This window comes from Kitasatospora sp. NPDC092039, from assembly GCF_044756065.1.
In the GTDB taxonomy this organism is placed as follows: Bacteria; Actinomycetota; Actinomycetes; order Streptomycetales; family Streptomycetaceae; genus Kitasatospora.
The window spans coordinates 246,556-264,466 of record NZ_JBIVSD010000010.1 but is presented as its reverse complement, the minus strand read 5'-3'; the positions used below and the strand labels follow the sequence as shown (position 1 = coordinate 264,466).

Sequence of the window (17,911 nt, the reverse complement as noted above, 5' to 3'; positions counted from 1 at the left end):
CGCCCGGGCGACTCCTACGGGCCGTTCGACCTCCTACAGCCGCACCGGCGCGGACGACGCCCGGGTCACCAACCTGGCGTTCGTCGAGGTCGACCGTGGCACCACGGGCGCGGGCCCCGGCCGGCCGCCAAGCTGGAGGACCTGGAGGACGAAGGACCGGGCGCCGACGTGTGGTGGTCGATCGCCGCGATCTCGGTGCCGGGCCGGGCCTTTGGTCGACGGACTGGTCGACCGGCTGCTGTTGACCCACCGAGTGGATCAAGGCTAAGGTCCACGGCAACATCGCGTGTCGGTCACCGGCTGGGTGAGGCATGGAGGTGTCGGGACATGCCCTCGGAGGCATTCCTTGTCAGTCGAGTTGAACCACACGATCGTCCACGCCCGGAACAACCGGGAGTCCGCTGAGTTCTTCGCGGACCTGCTCAACCTCGAGATCACCGCCGAGTGGGGCCCGTTCATCGCCGTCGGCCTGGGCAACGGCGTCACACTGGACTTCGCCACCGTCCCCGCGGACAGCATCACCCCCCAGCACTACGCCTTCCTGGTCTCCGAAGAGGAGTTCGACGCGGCGTACGCGCAGATCGAACAGCGCGGCGTGGAGCACTACGCCGACCCCCGGCGGCAGCAACCCGGCACGATCAACCGCAACGACGGTGGTCGCGGCGTGTACTTCATGGACCCGGCGGGCCACGCCATGGAACTCATCACCGTGCCGTACGGCGGCTGGCCCTCGTAACCACATGCACCGAGGGCCACTCCTCTGGGAGCCGCAACCGACGCCCTCTCGTGCTACGGCAGGCCCCCGCTCGAGCGGGGGCCTGCCGTAGCGGTCGAGGCCCACACCTTCCCCTACGTGACACCAGCCGGCTTCGAGCAGCCGGCACGGGGCCGCCAGCGCCAGCGCCCTCCGCGGGAGGGACGAAGCCGGGTTGACGCTGCTCAGCTGTCTGACTCACGTGGACGAAGCCACTCACACCACTCCCGAGGGCCGAGCCCGGCCCCGTCGACCCGCTCGGACGGCCCCGACCGCGTCGAGCCGGCCTTGGACGGGCATCACAAGCAGCCGCCCGGTCCGGGCCGGGAGGACGACCACCGCCCCGCCACGACGAGCAGGCATCGAGGCACCACCCTCAGGCATCGCCTCGGTCCATGGGTACGGGCGTGGTGCGGTGCCGGGGAGCGTCGCTCACTGGACGGTCGGCTGTGATCTTGTCCTTGAACAGTGCGGCGGCGTCGGCGTCGTGCGGGCCCCGCGCATCCGGCGCGGGGTGGAGAGCCGGGTGGGGCCGCCGTGTTCTCGTTCGTACGGGAACACGGCACGGCGAGGGCGGGTTGGGGACGATCATGCGCATAGGCGAGATTGAGATCCTGCCCGTCCATGACGGCACCGGCGTGGAGACGGCCCGTGACATCCTCGGCCGCCCCGGGGTGGCCGACCCCTGGGACTGCCACGGCGAACACCTCCGCCCGGACGGCACCCTGGAGCTGCCGCTCGGCGGCTTCTGCGTCCGCACCGGCGACCGGGTGGTCCTGGTCGACGCCGGTGTCGGCGCCCACGACGACGGCCGGTACGTCGGCGGCGGCCTGCCCGACTCGCTCGCCGGGTACGGGATCGCCCCGGAGGACGTCACCGACGTCGTCTTCACCCACCTCCACTTCGACCACATCGGCTGGGCCTCGCACCGGGGCCGGCCGTTCTTCCCGAACGCCGCCTACCGGCTCCACCGCGCGGACTGGGAGCACTTCGTCAGCGGCGGCGGCCCGGCTGCGGACGGCCGGGCCGCCGCCGCCCTCGCCCCGGTCGAGGAACGGCTGGAGCTGTTCGACGAGGACTTCACCGTCGCCCCTGGCCTCGACGCCCGGCACGCCCCCGGCCACACCCCCGGATCCACGGTCTACGTGGTCTCCGGGGGCGGGCGCCGGGCGCTGCTGCTCGGCGACGTCGTCCACTCGGTGGTCCAGCTCTCCGAGCGGGACTGGCAGGTGGTGTGGGACGTCGACCCGGCCGCCGCCTCCGCCGTCCGCAACCGGATCGCCGACGAGGCGGCGGACACCGACGACGTCCTGGTCGCCGCGCACTTCCCGGGCCTGCGCTTCGGCCGGGTGGTGACCGTCGACGGGCCGCGCCGCTTCGTCGCACTGTAGGGCGCACCGGCGGGGAGTCGAGGATCGAGGTCCCCGTCGGCGGGGGCGGGCCGACTGCTGCGGGAGGCCGGCTCCGGCCGGTCGGGCGCGGCGGCGCTGTCCGGGTCGGGGCGGGTGGTGTCGGTCATCGCGCGGTACCTCCGGAAGTCGGCAACGAGGTACGACGGCCGTCCCGGCCCGGGTGGGCCGGGACGGCGGGGTCTTGCGGGGCGGGTCAGCCGGTGACGGCCTCGGCGTGCCGGGTGAGCGCGTCCAGGAGCGCGGTCTGGTGGTCGGTCAGCCTGCCGTCGGTGCGGGCCCCCGCCTGCTTGCGCAGCCAGGTGCCGGGCCGGAACGTGGGGTCGGCCTCGCCACCGGTGCGGTTCGCGGGGCCGTCCAGGGTGCCGCCGGCGGCGAGGTAGGCGAGCAGGCGGCGGTAGGAGCGGTTCCAGTCCGGCTCGAGGCGCCACAGCTCGTCCAGCGCGTCCAGCTTCGAGGCCTGGTCGGTGGTGAGGTGCTCGGCCTTGCGCTGGCGGCGCATCCAGGCGCCGACCGCGTAGTCGTCGAGCTTCGCGGTGGCGGGGATGGCGAGGTGGCCGTGCTGGTGGTGGAAGGCCTTGGCGTAGGCGTAGCCGCGTTCCCAGGCGCCTGCGTTCTTCGACCAGATCATGCCGAGGGCGTCCAGCTCGGAGACGCGGGCGGGGTCGAGGAGGTGCCGGCCGTTCAGGTGGCGCTGGCGGGTGAGCCAGGAGATCAGCTCGGCGTGCTCGGTCTTGTCGGTGGGGTCGAGGTGGCCGTGCTCGATGTGGAACCTCGCCGCGACCGCGTGCATGCGCTGCCACTCGACCGCGCGCGGGTTGAACGCCCGCAACTTCACCGTCTGCAGGATCCGCGACGCGTGCCGACGGGCGTCGATCCGCAGCCACTCGACCGACGACTCGGCCGGGGCCGGCCGCTGCTCGCCCTCCCCGGCCTCGGCGGCCGCGCCCGGAGCGGCCCGGGTCGCGACGGTGTGCACGGTGCCCTGCGAGCGGGAGGCGCGCAGCTCGGTGATCCGGCCGACCACCCGGGCGTCGTGCGCGGCCAGGGCGCGCAGGACCCGCCAGATGGTGCGGAAGGAGCTGGCCTCGATCTCGGCGTCGGCCTCGGCCTTCACGGCCTCCCCGGCGTCGTGGACCTCGGACGCGTCGGCGGTCGCGGTGTCGTCGCCGACCTCGGGCGTCGGCAGGTAGACCGGGATGACGACCCAGGACACCTTGCCCTGCCGGTAGGACTGGCGCAGCGCGCGGCCGACAGCCTGGACGATGTCGACGACCGAGCTCTTGGGGTCTGCGAAACAGACGGCGTCCACGGCGGCGACGTCGATTCCCTCCGTCAGGAGCCGGCTGTTGCACAGGATGCCGCACTCCTCGCCGTCCTCGCCGGTGTGGGCTTTGAAGTCGGCGAACGCGGCCCGGCGGTCCTTGAGGCGGTCGGTGCCGGCCACGGCCCTCGCCCAGATCCGCTCCGGGCGCTCCGCGTCGGGCAGCAGCTCCGAGGCCTCCGGCAGGGTGCCCGCGAACTCCCGTGCCCCAGCCACCCGCGAGTGGAACGTGATCACCCGGCGCAGGCCGAGGTCGGCGACCGCCCGCAGCACCGCCACCTGCAGGGCCAGGCGCAGCAGTTCCTCGTTGCTGCGCTGGGATCGCAGGTCGGCGACGGCGGGGAGGTTGAGCAGTTCGCGCAGGTCCCCCGAGTCGCTGGCTCCGCGGCCCCCCGCGTAGTCCCCGCGACGCCGAGCAGGGCGCCCCGGGCCGCGGTCCTGCCAGGGCGGTAGGCACCCGAAGCCGATTCCGCAGCCCCAGAACAACGACCGGACCAGGCGGCCAAGTCGCATTGGCCGCCTGGTCCGGTCGTTTCCGCGGAACACGACCTCACCACGCCGAAGCGACCCGTACCCCGAGTCGGGATCCTCAGCGGCACAGGAGACGAACTCCTCCGCATCGGCCGAATCGACACGGCGGATCGAACACGGACGTTCATGCTCTTCCTCGACGCCACAGCCACCATGGGGCTGGCCTCCTGCACCGGCGTCGCCGCCACCGAGACGAAACGGACCGACAGCAAGCCGAACGCTCAACTGGCCCACTGAGCGCTCAGTCACACCCCGGACTCTCTACCGCTGCTCGGGCGGCACCCAGCCGCGCACTTCGAGGTAGGCGATGTCGGCGTCCTCGACGGCGCGGCCGGTCTCCACCAGCCAGGCCCGCATCGCCTCGGTGACGTCGCCGTGGTGGTCGGCGACGCGCTGGGACCATTCGGCGGCGTCGAAGCCGCCGGTGGAGGCGGAGCCGTAGGTGCGCTCCTCCGTGCCGTCGGCGCGGGGGACGAAGCCGCGGCGCAGGCCCGGGGAGTCCTTCTCCGACCCGGCCGAGTACGTGTACTGGTCGGCCTTCATCCGGACGGTGAAGGCGAGGCGGCCGCCTGCCTGGCCGGTCTCGTGGACGACCGGGGCGAGGTGGGAGGCGCCGGACTTGATGGCCTGCTTCCCGGCACGGCCGGCCATCGACCCGCCGGCCTCGCCGACGACGTCCTTGCCCCGCACCCGGGCCTTCTGCCCGGTCTTGGTGCGGCGTCGCTCGACGTTCTCCTGGGCGACTGCGGACAGCGTCTCGGTGTCGCGCTCGCCGCCGCGCACCGCGCGCACGACCTGGCGCAGCGCGCCGACGAACGCCTTGCCCTTGCCCTTGGTGAAGAACTGGGAGACGAGCGAGGCGTCGCGGCCGAGCATCTTGGCGACCTGGCGTTTGGTGTAGCCCTGGTCGAGCAGCTCCTGGGTCAGGCGGGCGGCTTCGTTCGGCTGGTTCGGGTCGGCCGGGCTCACTGGTCAGCTCCCTTCTCGGCGAGTTCGGCGCGGCCCAGGCCGCGCAGCTTGAGGTACTGCTCCTGGCTGGCCGGGTGCTCGACGGGGCCGGTGAGGTGGCCCTTGAGGAGGTAGTCGCCCGGCTCACCGCGGTAGGGCCAGGGCTGGCGCTCGGTCAGGGCGATGCCGTCGGTGCCGAAGTAGACGACCGTGCCGGGCTTGGCGTGCAGCGCCCCGGCGTACCCGACGATCTGCTTGCCGTCGCGGTACTTCATGTCCAGCAGCGCGGCGCGGGCCCCCGACCACACGTAGGCCGCCCACTCGGGGTGCGCGTACGGGTCGCGGGAGAAGCCGGCCTGCCGCTGCCAGGTCACCACGTGGTCGTCCTGGCCGAGGATCTCCACCCCGGCCGGGATCGCCTCGCCCAGCGGGGTGGTGCCGGAGACCAGGCGCGGGCGCTGCGCGAAGCCGCCCAGGCCGAACAGCAGCACCGCGCGGACCGCGCGGGACGCGAGGTAGGCGGCGGTGCGCCGGCGTTCGTCGCCGTGGATCCGGGAGAGGTTGGTCAGGTCCGCCCAGGCGGCCTTGAGGCGTTTGCCCCACTCGTCGAGCGGCTTGCCGTCCTCCCAGAGCAGGCCGCCGAGGATCTCGACCTTCCACGGGGCGAGGTGGTTCGACAGGGCGAGGTGGATCTCCGCGCCGCCCGCCCAGGTGGTGAACGTGGCGCCCGGCTCGGACGGGTAGATCCAGGCCCGGTCACCGGTGACCGGGGCGGGCAGCAGGCCGACGTGGTTCCACCCGGCCGGGACGGTCACCCGCACGTTCCAGTGCGAGCAGGACATCAGCGCCTTCGTCTGCTCGGCCTCCGTCATCGCCGCGAACGCGGCCGCGGTGACCCGGCGCGGGGTGCCGACCGGCGACTTCCACAGGTGTTTGGCGTACGCGAAGGTCCGGTCGTACTCCACCAGCGCGGGCAACTGCTCCGGCACCCGCGGGGGCAGGATCAGCTCGGTACGGCCCTGCCCGCCGGTCGCGTGCAGCAACCCGCGCAGCTCCTCCGACAGCACCGGGTAGCCGCCCGCCCACTTCCCGGCCGTCGGGACGGTGCGCGACCACAGGTCCCGGCCCGTCTGCGACGGCGAGCCCATCAGCACCGCGTCGTCCCAGTGCCGGCGCAGCGCCTGCCACAGCAGCGTGAACGCCTGACGGCACGTGACGACGTCGGCGCCGTCCGGGTCGAACCACTCCCCCATCGACCGGACCTCCGTCACCGGACCCTCCGGCGCGGCGGCGGGGGCGTAGCGGCCGACGGGCTGGCGCTGGTGGACGAAGTGCCCGGCGAGCTTGTCCCGGCCCGAACCCACGGCGGTGGTCCACCGTTCCGAGGGGGTGTTCAGCCAGGCGGCGACCGCGTCCTTGAGCGTGGAGTACCGCTCGGCGCCGTCGTGCCACGGGGCGCCGGCGGTGATGTAGATGCGCTCGGTGCCGGGCGCGGCGTGCAGGACGGCGTCCAGGATCTCCGCCGGGGTGCGGGCGCCGAGGTCGAGGCGCACCACGCGGTCGCGCACCGCGAGGTCGCCGGTCGCGGCGTCCAGGAACACCGTGCTGCGGGCCTGCTGGGTGAAGTTCGGGCGCTTGGAGACCAGGCCCGTGGTGACGGCCTCGAACCGGGCACCCGCCGGGCCGTCCGGGAGGGTCGGCAGCTCGCGCGGACCGGCCTCGACCGCCGGACGCAGCGCGGCAGTGACCGGAGCGACCGAAGCAGCCGGGACGACCGGCGCAGCGGCGGGGGTGGCCTGCTCGGCGACGGCGGCCCGGTCCTCGGCCTCGGTCGGCGCCTCGACGGCCGGGGCCTGCCGCTCGAGTACGGGAGCCGGGCGGGTCAGCGGCGGGGCGACCGCGACGGCGGGCTCGGCGACCGGCGCGGCCTCCGAGGCCGGGGCGGGTGCAGCGGCGACGGCCTGGTCGTCGGCCTTGGTGGCTCGGACCGCGGCCGGGGTCGGGTCCAGCAGCGGCGCGATCCGCACGACGTCGCCGACCGACAGTCCGGAGGCCTTCGCGACGGCCGGCGCCTGGGCGCCCTCGTACCCCGCGAGCCCGGCGACCCGGCGCGAGCGCCGGGTGGTGAGCTTGTCCAGCTCCTTCTGCGCGGCCGCGACGGCCTTCTCGGCGGCCGTGATCTGGGTGCGCAGCTCGCGCAGACCGGCGAGCTCAGCGGTGTACGTCTTGCGGTCCATCAGCGGGTCACTCCCCCTCGGTGGCGGGCTGGTCGGCGGTGGTCGCGGTGGAGACATAGGCGATCGGGCCGCCGGAGACGGAGGGCAGGCGGGTGCCGAGCAGCGGGCCCGCCAGGCGCGCGTCCTCGGGGTCGGCCGGGTCGGCGGCGTTGGCGGGGGCGGTGAGGTCGGTCAGGTAGCCGGCCAGCCGCGCCTTCGGGAAGCGGTACCGGGCCGCGGTGCCGACGGTGCCGTCGGACTCCCACTCCGTCAGGCCGGTCAGCACCGCGACGACGAACCCGGCGACCGTCACCGGCAGCACCGCGCCGGCCGCGACCCGGGCCGGGTCGCACCGCCACCAGCCGGACAGTGCCGCCAGCAGCTGCGTCCCGTCGAGCGCCGTGCCGAAGCCGATCCAGTCGCGGTCCGGCTCCTCGACCCGGGTCGGGGCGTCCGAGCGCAGCACCGCCACCTCGGCCGTACCGAGCACGGTCAGGTCGGCGATGGGCCGGGCCTGCAACTGCTGGAGCGCGGCCAGCGGGAACACCTGCCGCCCCTGCTCGCGCACGCCCGGGACCACGCCGGTGGCCATCAGCTTCTTCACCGTCGGGATGGAGCACCCCAGGGCCGTCCCGGCTTGACCGGTCGTCACGAACACACCCGCACCTCCACGCCTATTCACCTGACTTGAAACGCTAGGCGACTCTACGCCTCCGCTCCGATACTCTCCATGCCTTTTTAGTAAGTCGCATAAGCATGCCAGGGTGGCCGGCCCGCCCCGGTTTGTCAGTGCTGGGTGAGACCGTGGCCGGTCACCAACTCCGGAAGGAGGCGGAGAAGAGTGAGTCCCCGACAGCAGAAGGCCGCGGTGTTCCTCGGCGCGACGCTGGTCGGCACCTACGTGCTCGGCGATATCGCCAAGGGCCAGACCCGATGACCCACCACCGAGGACGGACAGAACCCCTGGGCGGCTTCACCGTGGGGCTGGTCCCCGGCCTCGGCGCCGTCGCCCACCGCATGAACAGGATCGGGCTCCTCGTACCGGAACAGCACCCGGTCGCGGGCCGGATCCAGGATGGCGGCCGGTCAGTGTCCGCTGACGGGCTCCCGCAGGAGAACGGCCAGGAGCTCGGAGACCGTGGGCCCCGCGTCTGCGGGATGGCGCAGTTGCTTGGCGGCGATGACGCTGTAGTGGTTGGTGCGGCCGCGCCGTTCGTGGCTCAGGTATCCGGCCTGTTCAAGGTCGGTGATCATGCGCTGGACCGCCCGCTCCGTGAGCAGGCAGCTGGCGGCGATGTCGCGCACCCGGATACCCGGGTCTCTCGCGATCTGGACCAAGACACGGGCGTGGTTGGTCAGGAAGGTCCAGTGCCGCTCGCTCGTCGTGCCGTCGTCCATGGCTACACGATACGACCTATGTTTCACGACGCCCGAAACACGACAGATTATTCGTGCATCATTTGACAGGTTCGGCGGGAAGACCAACAGTAGAGGTGTCGCAAGTCCGCACCGTTGGCGCAACGGTTCAACGGGTTCCCCCCGCTTGGAGATGGTCTGCATGAACCGGATCAGCAGGGAGGGCTTGGACCGGCTGGCCGCTGCGCTGGCGGAGCGGATCGGCGCACCCCGCGAGCCGTGCGGGGACGCCCACCCCGTGGAGCCGCTGCGACGGCAGGTGCGCCATGCGGTGACCGGGATAGACGCCTACCTGAGCGCGGTGGAGGCAGGTAGCGGCTCGGCGCCGGGACTGCACCAGCGTGCCCTGGACCTGTGGGAGACCCTGGAGCGGCTCGCGTCCACCTTCCCCGAGCCCGACCCCACCGAGCCTGCCGCTTCTGAGGGCAGGGCACGGGTGCCGGCGCAAGTCGCGCCCCGGCCTTGAGGAGGACACATGCCGCCGCTGCTGGGGGCGCGTACCGTACAGGTCGGCGACGCTCTGATGTGCGCCCTCTCCGGAGACATGACCCTCGACAGCGAACAGGTTGCCACGCAGGCCCTGAACACCGCTCTCGACCGGCATCCCGGCGTGCTCGCCGTCGGCCTTGCAGGCGTGGGGTTCTTCACCTGCACCGGCCTCAACGCGCTGCTGGCCACGCGCCGTCGCGCCACTGCCGAAGGCGTCCGCCTCGTCCTGGTCGCACCCCCGCGGCAGACCCTGCGGGTCCTGGAGATCACCGACGCCACCGCGCTGTTCACCGTCTGCCCGAGCGTCGAGCACGCCTTGCGCTCGGCTCGCCCGTCAACCGGACGGCGCAGCTGAGGAGTTCAGTAGGGCGACACAGGCGGCGTCTGCGCACCCGAAGGAGATCCCCACGAGCAACTTCCCTTCGTCTACGCGGAGTTCGTCACGGACGGTGTCGGCATAGAAGCCGAGCAGGCCCTGCGGGCAACTGGCCACGCCGTACGCGGCCCTGGCCGGCAGCAGCGTCTGCAGGTAGGCGCCGACGTCGGCGGCCAGGCGCGGCCCGCCGTCGCCGGTGACGAACAGGAACCGACCACTGGACCAGCCGCATCCTGGCCGACCACCTCGCCGAGGCCCGCCCGGCCCGGGACCCGCCCACACCGGGCGCAACGCCAAGGAGCCGCTGTCGCACCGATCGTGGGACGTGTCGATCGAACGCAGGCAGCGGCGGGCCGGGCAGGTCGCGGACGTAGAGGTGCTCGGCGACGGTCTTCGGCGAGGACCGTGCCGCGGACGACTTGACCCGCGAAGGAGTTCACGGCGATGAGCGCGCTCCTGCGGGCGAGGCGCCCGCTCCGCCCCGGCCGAAGTCGCCGCGTTCGGCACGCCGCTCGACACCGCCGAGACCGACTGAGCCCTGTGCGGCCCCGGGCGGGCCACCCGGCCGGGGCCGCACGTCAGGCGACGGCTCCGGCGACTCCTGTGCGACCCTCCGGAGTTCCGGCGATGGTGACGATGGTCTGGGCACGGACGTGCTCGCCGAGGACGGCGGCCAGGGCGTCGGTGGTGGCGGTCACCAGGCGGGCGGGGGCGTCGGGTACCTCCGCGAGGTGGTAGGCCGCCTCGCGCATGCTGAGGGTGACGATCGGGTTGTCGAGGTCGGTCGGCAGGCCGCCGACGCCCCGGCGGTGGGCCGGGAGGCCGATCAGGTCGACCCCGACCAGGCGGGCGAAGCCGGGGCCGAAGACCGATCCGACGGCGTCGGTCAGGGCGGCGATCAGCTTCGGTTCGACGGTGCCGTCGAGGGCTTCCTCGCGGATGTGCACGGTGAAGTGCGGCACGGGGCAGCTCCGTTCGCGTGGGTACGTCCGTACCAGGAGGGGCGGTTGGCTTTGCCAGTAAAACACCTTTGCCTGCAAAGGTAAATGAGTGGGACGGTGCGAGGCGCCGGCCGGCGTCATCTGCCCCGGGGCGTAGAGCGCCGGTGCGCCGGCCCGTGCGCGTCGAGGGCCGCCCGCAGCCGGCGCACCGTCGCGGAGATCACTTCGTCCACGTCCACGGGGGCGGGCGCGGCCCACCCTCCCGGGCCGGTGCGGCCGCCTGCGGGCCGACGGGCGTCAGGCCGGCGGGGGCGGGACGGTGACCGGGGAGGAGGCACCGGGCAGGAGGAGCCGGGGCGTGCCGGTGCCGTCGGCGGGGGTGGCCCAGACGTCGGGGGCCTCGCCCGCCCGGGCCGGAAGGGCGTAGGCGAGGGTGGCGTCGTCGAGCCAGGCGGCCTGGTCGTCGACGCTGCGGGTCTCGGCCAGCGGGTGTTCGTGGAGGTCGGCCAGGTCGAGGACGTGGAGGCGCCAGGGCGCGGCGGGATCGGCGGAGACCTTCTTCTTGAAGGCGATCCGGGTGCCGTCCGGGGAGAGCGAGGGGCATTCCACGTTCTCCCGCAGCGTGCGGGCCGACCAGGCCTTGAGGTCGCCCTCGACGAGGTGGGTGCGGCCGGCGGTGGAGACGGTGGCGTAGAAGCGGTTGTCGTCGGCGGCGAAGTTGACGCCCCAGTAGTTGACGTCGGCGGCGTGGTAACGGGTGCCGCCGATCGTCAGCGGGATCTCCTCGACCGACTTGATCAGGTAGCCGGTGCGCAGGTCGAGGATCGACGTGCGGGTGGAGAAGCGGTCCGCCGCGTAGGAGTCGCCGACGGCGAAGGTGGTCCAGGAGAGCACCTGGCCGGAGGGCGAGACCCGGGCCCGGTTGGGGATCCCGGGGACGATCACCGACCGGAGCTCGGTGAACCGCCGGTCGTAGACCACGGCCTGGGTCCGGGCGGGGGTGCCCGGCAGGGCGCGCAGGCACAGGGCGCGGTCCCCCGCGGCGTAGAAGCGGGCGCAGGACGGGCCGCCGGGCTCGCCGCCCGGGCTGCGGGCGACGCGGCCGGTGGCGGTGTCGCGGTAGTAGAGACCGGGCTGGTCGAGCGTGAACGAGGCGTCCGCGGCGACGAGTTGCGGTCCGCCGTCGCGTTGGCGGGCGTGCACCACGTAGCCGAGGGAGCCGCCCAGGAGGACGAGGGCGGCGAGGACCAGCAGGACCGTTCGCGACTTCATCGGCGCGCCTTCCTTCCCGGGAGGATCCGCCAGGCGGCGGTGAGTGCGGCGGCCAGGGCGAGGGCGGCCGCGACGAGGGCCGGGCGCGGCCCCCACCACGTCCAGGCCGCGCCGAACCCGGCCGCGCCGACCAGGCGGGCCAGGGCCTGTCCGGTCTGCAGGACGGCGAGGCCGCTCGCCCGGCCGGCGGCCGGGAGCGCGGGCGCGGCCAGCGCCATCAGCACGCCGTCGGTGGCGGCGTAGAAGACGCCGAGGAGGACCAGGACCAGCACGGCGGTCGGCAGGCCCGAGGGGGCCAGGAGCGTCAGGTAGGCGGCGAGCAGCGCGCCGTGGCCGAGCAGGAACGGGATCCGCCGTCCGGCGCGGTCCGCGATCCGCCCGGCGGGGACGGCCAGCAGCAGGTAGCAGGCCGCCGCGCCGAGCGGCAGCAGGGGGAAGAGCGCGGCCGACAGGTCCAGGCCGCGCTGGAGCAGGAGGTAGAGGAAGGAGTCGCCGACGGTCGCGGCGCCCAGCAGCGCGGCGGCCGCGACCACCCGCCGGAAGGCGGGGTCGGAGGTCGACCGGGCCGCAGGGCCGGCCGGCCCGGGTGCGGCGTTCGGCCCCGCGGCCGGGGCGGCGGGGCCGTCAGCGGCCGGGGTGGCGGTCGGCCCCTCGGCCGGGACCGTGGACGGGGGCGCGGACGGGACCGGGCGGGTCGACGCGGCCCGCGGCGGCGGGGCCGACGGGTCGGCCGGGACGAAGAGGCCCAGCACCACCACACCGAGCAGGCCGGTGGCGAAGCTGACCACGAACACCGCGTCGTACGCGTCCGCCGTCGCCCACAGCACCACGAAGGCGACCAGCGGGCCGAGCAGCGCCCCGGTCGTGTCCATCGCCCGGTGCACGCCGAACGCCCGGCCGAGGGTCTCCGGCGGTGCGCTGAGCGTGATCATCGCGTCCCGGGGTGCGGTGCGCACGCCCTTGCCGAGCCGGTCCGCGGCCAGCGCGGCGGCGATCCCGCCGGCGGCCCCGCCGGCCATCAGCAGGCCCAGCCGGGAGAGCGCCGACAGCAGGTAGCCCGCCCCCGCGACGGTCCGGTGCCGGCCGGAGCCGCGGTCGGCGATCCGCCCGCCGAGGAGCCGGACCAGTGCCGTGGCTCCGTTGAACAGCCCGTCGAGGAAGCCGAACTGGAGGGGTGAGAGGCCGAGGCCCAGGACCAGGTAGAGCGGCAGCACGGCGGTGACCATCTCCGAGGAGACGTCCGTGACCAGGCTGACCGCGCCGAGCGCGACGACCGTGCCCGGGACGCGCCGCCCCACCCCGGCGGGGCGGGGCGGCGCGTCCGGACGACGGCCCGTGGTGGCCAGGTACATCATCAGTGGCAGCTGTAGGTCGGGCTGGTGTCCTTGGCCTTGCCGTCCGTCCCGACGAAGCTCCAGCCGTACCCGGAGTCGGTGAAGTCCAGCTTCAGCACGCCGTAGTCGCCGCTGATCCGCTTCTGGCTGTTCGGCTGCACCTGCTCGATCGGGTACGGCTCGGCGCCGCCCATCCCGCCGACGATCTCGACGATCCCGTCGGCGGTGGCCTTCCCGTCCGGGTCCTGCGGGGCGAACCGCTCGTAGTGGTGGTCGTGCCCGTTGAGCACCAGGTCCGCCCGGGCGTCGTAGAGGATCCGCCACACCGGCCGGGAGACCGGGTCGTTGCCGTGCCCGCCGGAGGAGTACAGCGGGTGGTGCCAGTAGGCGGCGACGCACTTGCGGGTGTTGGCCGCGAGGTCGGCCTTGAGCCAGTCGATCTGGGCGCTCTGGTCGAAGGCGTTGGAGTCGAGGGCGACGAAGTGCCAGTTCCCCTCGTCGAAGCTGTACCAGCTCTTGCCCTGCGGGTAGGCGATGCTGCCGAAGTACGCCTTGTACCCGGAGAGCGAGCCGGCCGGGTCGTAGGTCTCGTGGTTGCCGGGGACGGGGTGGGTCTTCGCCTTGAACGCGCCCCAGCTCTTGTCGTAGTAGGCGCGGAAGTCCGCCAGCCGGGCGTCGTCGTACTGGTGGTCACCCATCGTCAGGTAGAACTTCGGGTCGATCCTCTGGGCGAGGGCGGCGGTCTTCGGGTGCGCGCAGGCGCTGTCCGAGGCGGTGCACTGGGCCGCGATGTCACCGGCCGCGACGACGGTGAACGCCCCGCCCGGGGCGGTCCCGGTCGGCGACGGCGTGGCGGTCGGCGAGGGCGAGGTGTCCGTGACCCCGTAGACCTCCATCTCGTACAGCGAGTACCCGTAGGACGTGCCCCGGGCCGTGCCGTACATCCGGACGTACCGGCCCTTGCCGGTCAGCCCGGTCCAGTCGTCCGTGCCGCCGTTGCCGGCCTTCTCCTCGGCGACGGCGGTCCAGGTCGCCCCGTCCGCCGACACCTCCAGCCGGTACGCCTTCGCGTACGCGGCCTCCCAGGAGAGCTTGACCCGCGAGACGGTGGCGTTCGCCCCGAGGTCGACCCGCAGCCACTGCGGGTCCTTCCCCTCCTCGCTCGCCCACCGGGTACCGGTGTTCCCGTCGAACGCCTTGCCCGCCGCGTAGGACGAGCCCTCCGTGGACGAGGCCGTGGCGGCCTTGCCCCGCGAGAGCAGCGGATCGGCCGCCGCTCCCGCCCGCCCGGACCAGCCGAGCAACAGTCCGCCGACCAGCACGAGCACCGCGGCGAACACTCCGATGTGAACAGGCCTTACCGAGACTTGGGGACGCATCCCTGAACTCCCTGACCTAGAACGACGGCGAGAGCTGGACTCCGACGGGGCCCGCACGCGATCCCCGCCGGTCGAGCGGTGGTTGCCTCACCACCACGGCGGCCGGGTCAGAGCTCTCGCTGAGCGCGTCACGCTCCGATCGAGGGGCGCCGCGCCAAGCCGCCGCCGAGAGCCTAGTGAAAAGTAAAGTTTCCTGACAATAGTCCGGGCGCCGAAATCCCGCGCGGATCGATGGACACCGGCCTGCGGGCGCCCCGGGGCGGCGACCCGATAGGTACCCCCCGGGGTACAGCGGAGACAGAAGCACGACACGCGGACCGCGCACCAGGAGCGCTGGAAGAACTCCTGGTGCGCGGCTCCCGGGTCGGTGTCCACCGCGGCGAGGAACGCGCGCACCGCGTCCTGGAGCTCGGCGACGTGGCCGCGCCGCGGCCTGCTACGGGTGCGGGTGCCGACCCGGGCGGGTCCGATTCGGGTCTAGGCCCGGAAGGCCTTCCGGAGGAGTTCGCCGAACTCGGTGGGGTGCGTGGTCAGGCCGGTGTGCCCGCCGGGGAAGTGCCGGAGTTCCGTGCCGAGACGTTCGGCCAGGAAAGCGGCCGGACGGTAGGGCAGTTCGCCGCGTGAGTCCTGGCCGCCGGCGAGTACCAGACGGTCCGACAGTTCCTCCAGCCGTTGGATGTCCGGGGCGTAGGACATGAAACTGGGCACGATGCGCCCAACGAAGTAGGGCAGGTTGGCCATCGTGCGCTCAGCCCGCGCCGCGGCCTGCGGCGGAAGCTCGATCCCGGCCTTCGGCTCGGTGGTGTCGCCGTCCTTCTTCAGACCCGCGGCGAACACGGCCATCGCCGGCATGAGTCCCTCTGCGTGGAGCGTCGCCTGTACGCGCGCAACGAGCGCGCGATGTTCGGAGGCGTCCGGAAGGACTTCCACGACCGGCGGCTCGTGCGCCACGAGGCGGTCGACGCGTTCGGGGTGGGCGGTGAGCAGGTGCAGGGCGGCGATCGCGCCAGAGCTGGAACCGAAAACGCGCGCCGGCTCACCGGGCGACAGCAGTTCCAGTATCCGGAAGGCGTCGTCGGCGTGCTCGGCCACTCGCTGTTCGGCCTCGGGGTCGTCCAGCGTGCTCCGGGACATGCCGCGCGGGTCGTAGGCCGCGACGGTGTATTCGGTGGCCAGGTCGTCGGCGATGCCGTCGAAGGAGGCCGCGTCGCCCGCCCCTCCGGGGATCAGCAGCAGGAGCGGGCCCTGGCCGCGCACCTCGTAGTGCAGGGTCGCGCCGTTCACGCGCAGGCTGCCGATGGTCGGGTCGGTCATGCGGAGTCTCCTTCTCGGGACAGGGGCCAGTGCTCCAGGAGGGTGTGGAGCGCGTCGAGGGCGCGGACCCAGGACTGTTGCGGCGAACGCTCGTGCGCGAACCCGCCCGCGGCCTCCAGGGCGACGAAGCCGTGGAACGTGCTGCGCAGCAACCGGACCGCGTCGGTCAGGTCGGGCTCGGTGAGTCCGTAGCCGCGCAGCATGCCGTAGGTGAGCTCGACCGCACGCCGTGGTCCGGGTGCCTTTGCGGCCAGTTCGGGGTCGATCTGGATCGGGGTCTGCGTCGCCGTGTAGCGGCCGGGATGCGTGTGGGCGTACTCCCGCCAGGCGTTGGCAAACGCGACCAGCGCGTCCTTGCCCGCCCGTCCGGAGGTCGCCTCCGCGATACGGATGGTCTTCTCGTCCGCCGCCAGGAGCGCGATCCGTCCGCGCAGATCCTCCAGCCCACGGACGTGCGTGTAGAGGCTGGCATCCTTCACGCCGAGCCGCCGCGCCACCTGCGACATGGTCACCTGGTCGAGCCCGACCGCATCCGCCAGCTCGGCACCCGCGATCGTCACCCGTTCCGCCGTCAGCCCTGCCCGCGCCATTCACCCTCCCATGTTCCTAGGGGTCCTAGTTTTAACCTAGGAGTCCTAGGGACGCAAGCAGGAAAGGGGGGGCTCACGCCGGTACTGAGGTTGCGGAGGGCCCAGTCCCGGCCACTGCCAGAAGGCGCCATGGCCGTCGTTGCCCGGGAACATCCGGAGAGCGGTGATCACTGAACGCTGCCGGGGCGGAGAGCTCCGGGGCTGACTTCGGGGCGGCTCCGCCTCGAAGATCGGCGCCGACATGGCGGCCCTGTCCTACTGGCACGCCTTCGAACTGCCGGTCTCGGCGGTCCGCCCGTTCAACACCTACGGACCGCGCCAGTCCGCCCGTGCGGCGATCCCCACCATGCTCGCCCAACTCCACTCCGGAGCACGGCAGATCAAGCTCGGGTCGGTCGCCCCCACCCGCGACTTCAGCTACGCCACGGACACCGCCGAGGGTTTCCCGGCCATCGCCCGGGCCGAGCGAGCCGTCGGCGAGGTGCTCAACCTCGGCACCGGGCACGAGATCTCCATCGGGGACCTGGCCACCGCGCTGATCACCGCCAGCGGCCGCGACGCCGAGGTCGTGGTCGACCCGAGCCGGCTGCGCCCCGGCGGCAGCGAGGTGGCACGGCTGCTCTCCGACAACCGCAAGGCGTACGAACTCGCCGGCTGGCGGCCGCGCGTCGGTCTGGCGGAGGGCCTGCGCCGCACCTCCGACTGGGTCGCCGAGCACCTGCACCTGTTCGCGCCCGAGCGCTACCAGGTCTGAACGCGGGGGCGCGGGGGCTGTCGGACCAGCGGTGAGGGACGCCCCTGCACACCGGCCCGACAGCCCGCTCCGACCCGGGGGTTGGACCGCCGTTGTGGTGCCGGCCCGATACCCTCCTGCCATGGCTGACCTCGACGAACCGATCCATGTGGTCGCTTACAACCCGGTGTGGGCGGACTTGGGCCGCGACCTCGTGTGCCAGGTCTCGGCGCTGCTGCAGGGAGTGCCGGCGGATGTCGAGCACATCGGATCCACCGCCGTTCCCGGTCTTGATGCCAAGCCGGTCATCGATGTCCAGGTCGGGTGCCGGCGAGCCGACGTCGCCGTGGTGGTTGAGCGGCTCCGAGGGCTCGGCTTCGAACATCTCGGGCAGGCGGGTGTGCCCGGACGTGAGTACATGCGCCGACGTTCCGGATGGCCGGCCAACGTCCACGTCGTCGAAAGCGGCGGTCAGCTGTGGGAGGACAACGTCCTCTTCCGCGATCACCTGACGGGCCATCCCGACGCAGCCGAGCGGTATGCGCGGGCCAAGCACCGCGCTGCCGGGCAAGCGAGCCACCTCCTGGCCTACTCCGAGCTCAAGGCCCGGACCGTCGCGGAGATCATGGATGACGCCCGGCGGGGACGGGCATCGACGTAGCGCTGCGCAGGCCGGCCTTCCAGCCGTTCAAGCCGACTCCCCGTCCCTGCCTCGCTGACACCGAAAGCAGCTGCGGTCCGGCTCCATGGCGCGGAGCGGTGGGGGGTGGGGGGGGGGGGGGGCCCCCCCGGGGGCCCCCCCCCCCCCCCCCCCCCCGCCCCCCCCCCCCCCCCCCCCCCCCCCCCCCCCCCCCCGGGGGCGGCCCACCCCCCAAAAAAAAAATT

Annotated in this window: 16 protein-coding genes and 1 pseudogene; 6 read left to right on the top strand and 11 right to left on the bottom strand. The window is 73.3% G+C overall.

Translation table 11 applies throughout. The features are described 5' to 3' along the window. The first annotated feature begins 346 nt into the window (after positions 1 to 346). Together ACIQI7_RS21540 and ACIQI7_RS21535 are read left to right on the top strand one after the other, a co-directional pair. Positions 347 to 736 carry a VOC family protein gene (locus ACIQI7_RS21540; protein WP_401112358.1) on the top strand — a complete coding sequence of 130 codons (390 nt, stop codon included), beginning with the start codon at positions 347 to 349 and terminating at the stop codon, positions 734 to 736. 608 nt (positions 737 to 1,344) lie between these two features. Next, the gene (locus tag ACIQI7_RS21535; RefSeq protein WP_401112355.1) at positions 1,345 to 2,145 is read left to right on the top strand and encodes an MBL fold metallo-hydrolase; all 801 of its coding nucleotides are present in this window, start codon (positions 1,345 to 1,347) and stop codon (positions 2,143 to 2,145) included. A gap of 214 nt (positions 2,146 to 2,359) precedes the next feature. Here ACIQI7_RS21535 and ACIQI7_RS21530 read toward each other — a convergent pair whose 3' ends face one another. The 5 genes from ACIQI7_RS21530 to ACIQI7_RS21510 all read right to left on the bottom strand — a co-directional run bounded on the left by ACIQI7_RS21530 (position 2,360) and on the right by ACIQI7_RS21510 (position 8,580). Continuing rightward, complete coding sequence (locus tag ACIQI7_RS21530; protein ID WP_401112352.1) at positions 2,360 to 4,000, bottom strand: Helicase associated domain protein; 1,641 nt, start codon at positions 3,998 to 4,000, stop codon at positions 2,360 to 2,362. A gap of 279 nt (positions 4,001 to 4,279) precedes the next feature. After that, the gene (locus ACIQI7_RS21525; RefSeq protein ID WP_401112349.1) at positions 4,280 to 4,987 is read right to left on the bottom strand and encodes a helix-turn-helix domain containing protein; all 708 of its coding nucleotides are present in this window, start codon (positions 4,985 to 4,987) and stop codon (positions 4,280 to 4,282) included. Next, the gene (locus ACIQI7_RS21520) at positions 4,984 to 7,203 is read right to left on the bottom strand and encodes a hypothetical protein (protein WP_401112347.1); all 2,220 of its coding nucleotides are present in this window, start codon (positions 7,201 to 7,203) and stop codon (positions 4,984 to 4,986) included. The genes ACIQI7_RS21525 and ACIQI7_RS21520 overlap by 4 nt, the downstream gene beginning before the upstream one ends. A gap of 7 nt (positions 7,204 to 7,210) precedes the next feature. Continuing rightward, the gene (locus ACIQI7_RS21515; protein ID WP_401112344.1) at positions 7,211 to 7,834 is read right to left on the bottom strand and encodes a DNA-binding protein; all 624 of its coding nucleotides are present in this window, start codon (positions 7,832 to 7,834) and stop codon (positions 7,211 to 7,213) included. A 434-nt stretch (positions 7,835 to 8,268) separates the two neighbouring features. Continuing rightward, a complete protein-coding gene (locus tag ACIQI7_RS21510; RefSeq protein WP_401112342.1) occupies positions 8,269 to 8,580 on the bottom strand; it encodes a helix-turn-helix transcriptional regulator in 312 nt (103 codons plus the stop codon). A 160-nt stretch (positions 8,581 to 8,740) separates the two neighbouring features. Between ACIQI7_RS21510 and ACIQI7_RS21505 the strand changes: the two genes are divergently transcribed. Next, positions 8,741 to 9,064: a hypothetical protein gene (locus ACIQI7_RS21505; RefSeq protein WP_401112340.1), complete on the top strand. Its 324-nt coding sequence runs from the start codon at positions 8,741 to 8,743 to the stop codon at positions 9,062 to 9,064. Positions 9,065 to 9,073: 9 nt separating this feature from the next. Continuing rightward, positions 9,074 to 9,442 (top strand): STAS domain-containing protein, encoded by a 369-nt coding sequence (locus ACIQI7_RS21500; RefSeq protein ID WP_401112338.1) that lies wholly within the window; start codon positions 9,074 to 9,076, stop codon positions 9,440 to 9,442. 599 nt (positions 9,443 to 10,041) lie between these two features. On the opposite strand, the gene ACIQI7_RS21495 is transcribed toward ACIQI7_RS21500, so the two are convergent. The 6 genes from ACIQI7_RS21495 to ACIQI7_RS21470 all read right to left on the bottom strand — a co-directional run bounded on the left by ACIQI7_RS21495 (position 10,042) and on the right by ACIQI7_RS21470 (position 16,293). After that, complete coding sequence (locus ACIQI7_RS21495) at positions 10,042 to 10,425, bottom strand: hypothetical protein (protein WP_401112337.1); 384 nt, start codon at positions 10,423 to 10,425, stop codon at positions 10,042 to 10,044. A gap of 276 nt (positions 10,426 to 10,701) precedes the next feature. Next, positions 10,702 to 11,676, bottom strand: a complete 975-nt coding sequence (locus ACIQI7_RS21490; protein ID WP_401112334.1) for a hypothetical protein — start codon at positions 11,674 to 11,676, stop codon at positions 10,702 to 10,704. Then, a complete protein-coding gene (locus ACIQI7_RS21485) occupies positions 11,673 to 13,028 on the bottom strand; it encodes an MFS transporter (RefSeq protein ID WP_401112477.1) in 1,356 nt (451 codons plus the stop codon). Before ACIQI7_RS21485 ends, ACIQI7_RS21490 begins: the two co-directional genes overlap by 4 nt. A gap of 2 nt (positions 13,029 to 13,030) precedes the next feature. Continuing rightward, positions 13,031 to 14,389 (bottom strand): discoidin domain-containing protein, encoded by a 1,359-nt coding sequence (locus tag ACIQI7_RS21480; RefSeq protein ID WP_401112332.1) that lies wholly within the window; start codon positions 14,387 to 14,389, stop codon positions 13,031 to 13,033. A 477-nt stretch (positions 14,390 to 14,866) separates the two neighbouring features. Continuing rightward, entirely contained in the window at positions 14,867 to 15,703 is an 837-nt protein-coding gene (locus ACIQI7_RS21475) for an alpha/beta fold hydrolase (protein WP_401112329.1), read from the bottom strand. Continuing rightward, positions 15,700 to 16,293, bottom strand: coding sequence for a TetR/AcrR family transcriptional regulator (locus ACIQI7_RS21470; RefSeq protein ID WP_401112327.1), 594 nt, complete (start codon positions 16,291 to 16,293; stop codon positions 15,700 to 15,702). Before ACIQI7_RS21470 ends, ACIQI7_RS21475 begins: the two co-directional genes overlap by 4 nt. 217 nt (positions 16,294 to 16,510) lie before the next feature. Between ACIQI7_RS21470 and ACIQI7_RS21465 the strand changes: the two are divergent. Together ACIQI7_RS21465 and ACIQI7_RS21460 are read left to right on the top strand one after the other, a co-directional pair. After that, positions 16,511 to 17,047: pseudogene (locus tag ACIQI7_RS21465) on the top strand (GDP-mannose 4,6-dehydratase); the annotation flags it as partial. A 121-nt stretch (positions 17,048 to 17,168) separates the two neighbouring features. Then, on the top strand, positions 17,169 to 17,687 hold the full coding sequence (locus ACIQI7_RS21460) for a GrpB family protein (protein WP_401112324.1): 519 nt from the start codon (positions 17,169 to 17,171) through the stop codon (positions 17,685 to 17,687). Positions 17,688 to 17,911: the final 224 nt, after the last annotated feature.